This is a genomic window from Niastella vici (assembly GCF_002077945.1).
In the GTDB taxonomy this organism is placed as follows: domain Bacteria; phylum Bacteroidota; class Bacteroidia; order Chitinophagales; family Chitinophagaceae; genus Niastella; species Niastella vici.
In genome coordinates this window covers 1-6,482 of record NZ_LVYD01000100.1, presented here as the reverse complement: position 1 = coordinate 6,482, position 6,482 = coordinate 1, and the positions used below count along the sequence as shown (strand labels likewise).

Annotated in this window: 7 protein-coding genes; 3 read left to right on the top strand and 4 right to left on the bottom strand. The window is 38.0% G+C overall.

The window, feature by feature from the left end; genetic code table 11:
• The first annotated feature begins 575 nt into the window (after window positions 1-575).
• Window positions 576-866 carry a helix-turn-helix domain-containing protein gene (locus tag A3860_RS34645; RefSeq protein WP_081155181.1) on the top strand — a complete coding sequence of 97 codons (291 nt, stop codon included), beginning with the start codon at window positions 576-578 and terminating at the stop codon, window positions 864-866.
• Window positions 867-1,175: 309 nt separating this feature from the next.
• On the opposite strand, the gene A3860_RS34640 is transcribed toward A3860_RS34645, so the two are convergent.
• The 4 genes from A3860_RS34640 to A3860_RS34620 form a co-directional block, all read right to left on the bottom strand.
• Complete coding sequence (locus A3860_RS34640) at window positions 1,176-1,586, bottom strand: hypothetical protein (protein WP_081155180.1); 411 nt, start codon at window positions 1,584-1,586, stop codon at window positions 1,176-1,178.
• An 89-nt stretch (window positions 1,587-1,675) separates the two neighbouring features.
• On the bottom strand, window positions 1,676-2,794 hold the full coding sequence (locus A3860_RS34635) for a hypothetical protein (protein WP_081155179.1): 1,119 nt from the start codon (window positions 2,792-2,794) through the stop codon (window positions 1,676-1,678).
• A gap of 210 nt (window positions 2,795-3,004) precedes the next feature.
• On the bottom strand, window positions 3,005-3,736 hold the full coding sequence (locus A3860_RS34625) for a hypothetical protein (protein WP_081155177.1): 732 nt from the start codon (window positions 3,734-3,736) through the stop codon (window positions 3,005-3,007).
• Between the two features lie 229 nt (window positions 3,737-3,965).
• A complete protein-coding gene (locus A3860_RS34620) occupies window positions 3,966-4,664 on the bottom strand; it encodes a hypothetical protein (RefSeq protein ID WP_081155176.1) in 699 nt (232 codons plus the stop codon).
• 181 nt (window positions 4,665-4,845) lie between these two features.
• Here A3860_RS34620 and A3860_RS41565 point away from each other — a divergent pair, with 181 nt between their 5' ends.
• Window positions 4,846-4,986, top strand: coding sequence for a hypothetical protein (locus A3860_RS41565; RefSeq protein WP_173820310.1), 141 nt, complete (start codon window positions 4,846-4,848; stop codon window positions 4,984-4,986).
• Between the two features lie 4 nt (window positions 4,987-4,990).
• Window positions 4,991-6,436: a recombinase family protein gene (locus A3860_RS34615; RefSeq protein WP_081155175.1), complete on the top strand. Its 1,446-nt coding sequence runs from the start codon at window positions 4,991-4,993 to the stop codon at window positions 6,434-6,436.
• Window positions 6,437-6,482: the final 46 nt, after the last annotated feature.

Sequence of the window (6,482 nt, the reverse complement as noted above, 5' to 3'; positions counted from 1 at the left end):
GCAGTTCCCGAATCCGGGGTAGGTGCGCAAAATCAAATAATTCGTAAATAACCTGGTGGGGGTTGGCTATTTCTTCTGAAGTTAATTTTTGTGGGGGAGTTACTCTTTTGGGGGAAACTGGTGAAGCATCGTTATACATAACATTCAATTAAGGATGAAGGAAAGGATTGAAAGTCATGTAAGGCTAACCGAGGCAGGAAAACCTGCTGCTTGGTGAGGGGTAAAATAGAAAAACGTGGGTTAGTCCTTACCGATACCGAAGGGCTGCGACACCCCTGATCACGAATAAGAACGCCCACGTTTCTTTGGCAAGATACCAAAGAAGTCGTGAGCGATTTACCTTATTTTCTCGTGATCATCAAAAGGTCGCAGTTTTCGGTATCCGAGAATAAAGCAAATTCGCTTTACAAGCTATTTATAATTAAGCAAGCCTAACTAGTATCATTATTTATTAAAGCCATACCGGTTCGTTTTTACCGTTATTAAGGCTAAGTTAGGTGTTTTTTTACAAATCTGGCTTATACCCCAAATTTATATTCGTAAAATATTTTGACTTTTCCTATATAACCAAGAAAATGGATAGTCAAAAGTACACTCACCTGTTAGAGCAATTCGGCAAACGTTTGAAACAAGTAAGAAAAGAAAAGGGTAAGACCCAGTTAGACATTGAGGTGGCTACAGGTATTAATAATGGTGATATCAGTAGGATTGAAAACGGCAAAACAAATATTGAATTTATTACGATTGCAAAGCTTGCAGAGGCTTTGGAGGTTGAGATGATTGAGTTATTTCATTTCGAAACAGCCTTATCTAAAAAGGAAAAAGGTAACGTGCTGACAAACAAGACAATAAAAAAAAGGAAGTAATCTTTGTGCACTTGATAGCTTAGCGCTAACTGTAGGGCTTTGTGTTCGTGGCTGCATCAAGGCGGTCAAGCCCGGCCTGAAGCCGAAGCGACTACTGCAGACAAGTTATGCAAAAAAGCCGATAGTAATTCGTCAGCCCGGAACAAGGTTTGATAGCACCACAACAGACGAGGATACTTTCGTCAGCGGCCATGATACAAAAACCAATGTTAGCGGCTTGTCTTCGTACACCAATGATAATTTTGAGACATTCTATATTAAGTTCCCTCCTGTAAAAGTGTCTCCTGGAATTGCAGATGGATTTTACAATCAGTTTAAAACAATTTTGTCAAGCCGAAGTTCTACATCGTTATAATGTTTGTCGTATGATTCGTTATATAGATTAAGTGCCTGGAAAAAAATTTCTGTTACTTCTTTCGCATTTTTGTCTGTTGGTTTATGAGTGGTTGAAAAAGCGGCAATCGCTAATTTGTCGTTTTTTTGGAAGTCAACAAAAACCATTTTTCTTAAAGTCTCATCATAGTTGACCTCTATAAAACACAAGTATCTCCCAACTACTTTAAAAACCAAAGTCCCTTCGCCTTCTTTAAGGCCGATCAAAGCATCTTTCACTTCTTTAGAACATTTCATAATAGCAGTATTTTTGTTAAACGTCTCTATGTTATATGTCCTGCCTACCAATTTCTGTTCCATTTCGTTTACCCAAAGAATACGTCGCATAAAATATTATTTGTTGTTATGTCAAACTAAATAAAGTTGTTCAACAGTATTGCAGTCATATGTCCTCTTGGCAATACCAATGTTGCAGTTTATTCGATATATTTCGATTCAATTTGTTGTAATATTCTTTCAATTTGTCCGAACTTAGTATTCTCATAGGGAGCTTTTAAGTCTTGACTTAGTTCCACAGTTATCGGTCTCATTGTAACTTTCATTTCTTCTAGTGATAACCTTTCGCTTGTCACTTGTGGTAATACTAGAGAAGCAAACATATATGAAACGGGAGTTGTCAATTTTACTTTTTGCTTAAGTTCGTCGCAATACCCTGATGCTTTACTTTTCTTTATAGGTATTACTAAATTTGAGAAGTTGCCAAAATGCAATACGGGGATATTGCCGTTATACTTAGTTGAAAAAAATCTAATTCCGTCAAGCTCCCTGTTGTTTACAATCCATTGTAGCAGCAATTGCGGAATTATATATTCAGGCTTAAATGGAAAGTCTCTATGTTGGACAACATTCGAAACCGCTGCTTGTAAAGGCCATGTAGCTAAAAATTGTGAAATAAGAAAATCAGCCATTTCGTCAACATCTCCATCTTTGTCAAACCCGATAAAAGATAATGCTTGATTAGTGTGATTAAGATTTAAAAATTTTAACTTACTGTCTTTAAGGTCAAAACGTGAGAATTGAGTCCTATCAAAATCGGGTTTGCCTAATTCTTCCCAACACAGATATGTGGAATTTGCTAAATAAAGGCAAGGGATGCCAGGTAAACTATACCGTTGTGAGCTAACTAAATAACGCTTCTCAAAAGGTATATGAAACATTTCTTCTCTTGTGAATAATATATCTGAACCGTACCTTGCTCTATAAAATTGTTCAGGTTCTTCAATACTTGGAATATTTGTTATTCCTTCTTTTATTAATAAATGTTTTTTTATTTGATTAACGCCAGTTTCCAATAATTTATATGCTGCAATTGTGTCGCCATTTAGAAAGGATTCTATAGAGTCTAGAATTGAGTTAGCTAAAATTTCAATATTTGGTCGAATAGCTTCGATTTTTTCTTTTAGTCTGCCATTAAACGAATCCAAGTTGGAATTAAATATGTCAAAAACATCCTTTTGATGTAAAAGGAAATCTTCATTCTTGCGTTTGAATGGTATTGCGAAGTCTTGGGATTTAAAAATTGTCTCGTTTGTCATAGTAATTGCGTACAACGTCCACGGCTTGCTGCTGTGCTGGCATTTTATGATTGTCTGCCCACAACTGAAGCCGAATAAAATTGCTGATGATGAAGTTAAAATAAATGCTCAAAGAGTTCCGTCTGCCCGATATTAGCTGATAGTAATTCAAAAGCCGATTGTTCTTCCGTCCGCCAGCATTGCAGCAAACCGAATGTTGCCTGTAATTTTTCATCGTTTCGCAAGTTTTGACATTAGCTTTTCAAAATTGTCTGTCGGGTCTAAATCGTTTGTCTTATATGAAAGGTCAAGTCGCTTATTGTTAGATAAAAGAATTAAATTATCTGCAGGAAGTCCTGATGTAGAAGCAAAGTAAGTATAGTATTCAGGCAGCTCTGTTAGATACTTTTTCCTATGAACTAATGCAAGTGTCGGCAAGAAAAGAAAAATGTCGTTACTTGTCAATCCAAAAGTTGTGAAATATTTATTGAGTTGATTTTTTGAATTACTGATTAAATTGTCAGGGTCAAAAGGTGATTTGCCTTTGGCGAGTCTGTTCTTGTCGTGTTGATAGCGTTCTGGTGAAAGAAAAGGTTGAATCCAGCCAGCTTTTGCCTTCACTTCTATAATTGCGAAAGTTTTGTCACCTTTTAAAAGTCGTATGTCGGGAGCAGTCTTACTTTCTTGTCGCCGCAAATAAATTTTCCATTTTTTGTCATTGAAGGCAGAGTAATGAAATAAAATTCTTGCAACAAAAAACTCTAATTCGCCTGTAATGGGAGAATGATATGCAGTTTCAAAATATTCGTCCTTAAAACTTTGCTCAACCTTAGCTGATTGATAAAGGTCTATTATTGTTTTAAGAAGTCGTTCTGTAATTTTCTGTCCCGCAGTAAATTCTTCAGCAATTGATTTGGCAGTTTTATCTATGTCGCTGAGGTAAGCAAGTCTTGTCTGAAACATTGTATCTGTCTAAATGTTTGGATTAATAGAGTGTCGCAATGAAATTACAGTTAACGCTTGTTTTTCCGCTATTATGTGTTGCCATTAGCGGGAGACAATATTTGAAAGTTATTACTTTTGAGCTATTTAGCCAAAAAAGCGCGGTTACCATGGAGTAGTGCAAATGCCATTCAGATAGGATTTAAATCATTCCGATGGACAGTGCATTGGTAAAACAACACAAGAGAGATTACTTTTTAAGCGCTTTATTTATTTCTATTAATAAATCACTTGAATTTATATCGGTATAATTTTTTTTAACAAATTCAACAAAACTGTCTTTAATACCTGCCTGTTCCCAATCCATCACCGTAAACACCTTCAACAACGTCTGCTGCGGTTTCTCATTAAAGGCACATAGCACCAAATAAGGTGGACTATAATAAAATGAGTTGTCCCACAGTTTTTGATACAATTTCGGATTCAGGCACCTTTTAAAATCCAGCACAAGGTCATATAACTTACAGGTAAGCGAACCCAGGTTTACGGTTTCTGCCAAATAGGGTAGGCCCTCATCGTGTAAAAAAGTGTACAGGTATTCCAGAAACCCCGGTTCCATCATATCCAGCAGATCCCGGCCATAATAGGCATATTCCGTTTTAAAAAGGTCTAAGGAAAAATTATCCCGGTTCTTATCAATAATGAACTCAACCAGCGATTCTTCCTTCTTTATAATGTCCTTTACATCGGGGCCGAAAACCTCGCCACCAATCCGGGCAGCATATTTAGGCTTTGAAAACAGATCAAAAAAGAAGCTCTTAAAAAAGATGCTTTTCCTGTCAAAAGTCACCTGTACGTATAAGGGATACATCAACTTACCATGAAAGTTGGTCTGTTTAAGGCGGTCGTTGTAATATGTTTTATATGTTACCCTGTATTCCTTTTCCATTGTTTACTTTACTTAACTGTACTTAACGAATGTAAGCATGTTAGCAAAAGATTTGTGATACAAATCAATGCAATTTAACACAAAATAGTTTTGGTAATACAAAAAACTGTCAAAACATTCGTATATTAGTATTGGGGTTGTCTTACAGGACAGTGAGAGCGATAAAAATGAGGGAGGTAAGATGGAAAAGCTAACACCGCAAAAAGTACAGGAGATGTTACGCCAACGGGGAACTATAGTTACCCTTGAACAAGCTACAGCGATTTTAAATTTTATCCGGAAATTAGCTAACATAGCTATTTCAAATTATCTACAAAAGTAAGCGTATGAAGATTGCAGATTTGTACATTAGAGTGAGTACCGATGAGCAGGCCGATAAAGGCTACTCACAACGTGACCAGGAAGAACGTTTACGCAGGTATTGCCAAATTCAGAACATCGAGGTGCGGAAGGTTATTTATGAAGATCATTCGGCAAAGACCTTTATCCGGCCAGAATGGAACAAGTACCTTATTTTCCTGCGAAAAAATAAAAACACCGCCGACCTGGTACTATTCATCAAATGGGACCGGTTTAGTCGAAATGCCGGTGATGCTTACCAAATGATCAGCACCCTTCGAAAATTGGGAATTGAACCGCAGGCAGTGGAGCAGCCGCTTGATCTTTCAGTACCTGAAAATAAGATGATGCTGGCTTTTTATCTGGCCGCTCCTGAAGTTGAAAACGATCGCCGGGCATTGAATACTTTTCACGGCATGCGCCGGGCCAAAAAAGAAGGTCGGTACTTGGGTATAGCGCCAACCGGCTATATAAACCGAACTTCCGAATCGGGAAAGAAATACATTGAACCGCACGAACCACAGGCCCGCATCATGAAATGGGCTTTTGAGACGCTTGCAGAAGGTTGTTTTAATGCCGAACAGATCTACAAAATGGCCAAGGAAAAAGGGTTGAAATGTACCAAAAGCAATTTTTGGATGAACATTAGAAACCCGCTGTATTGTGGGAAGATTGTAATTCCAAAATATAAGGACGAGGAAGCGCACACCGTAAAAGCACAGCATGAACCGCTGGTTTCGGAATCTTTGTTCTACCGGGTGCAGGATGTGCTGGACGGTCGTAAAAGACATTATCGCCCAATGTATGTAGCAAATTCTACGTTACCGTTGAGGGGCTTTCTAATCTGTCCTAAATGCACCAAGAAGCTTACCGGCAGTAAATCAAAAGGAAGAACACAGGACTACTTTTATTACCACTGTACCGGTGGTTGCAAATGCCGGTTCAGGGCTGAATTTTTGAACGACATATTTGTAAATGAGCTGAAGAAATTTGTTCCCCGGCAGGAGTATCTGGAGCTGTACCAGCTTACCCTTCAAGAAGCATGGTATGATCAGACAAATCATTCACAGGACGATAAAAGACAAATTTCCAACCAGATCACTGATCTGGAGGGTAGGTTAACCTATTTACGAGACCTGCTTTCGACCCAAAAAATTGAGCCGGATGACTACCGGAAAATGAAAGCAGAATACACTGATAAAATCGAAAAGCTATTGGGAAAACTGGCCAGTTCATCACAAACACCAGTAGACTTTGACGGCCTTTTAAATACAGGATTACAGAACCTGATGAATTTGGAGCGCCTATACAAAAACGGGGACATTGTTAAGAAGCGGGAAATTATTGGTTCGATATACCCCGAAAATTTGACGATTGACGGATTTGGAGTTCGAACCGCCCGGCTCAATGAAGCCGTTTCGGGATCAGGTTGAAATTTTGGGGGATTTAATAGAAAGTAGTTGTTTTGCAGGCAATAAA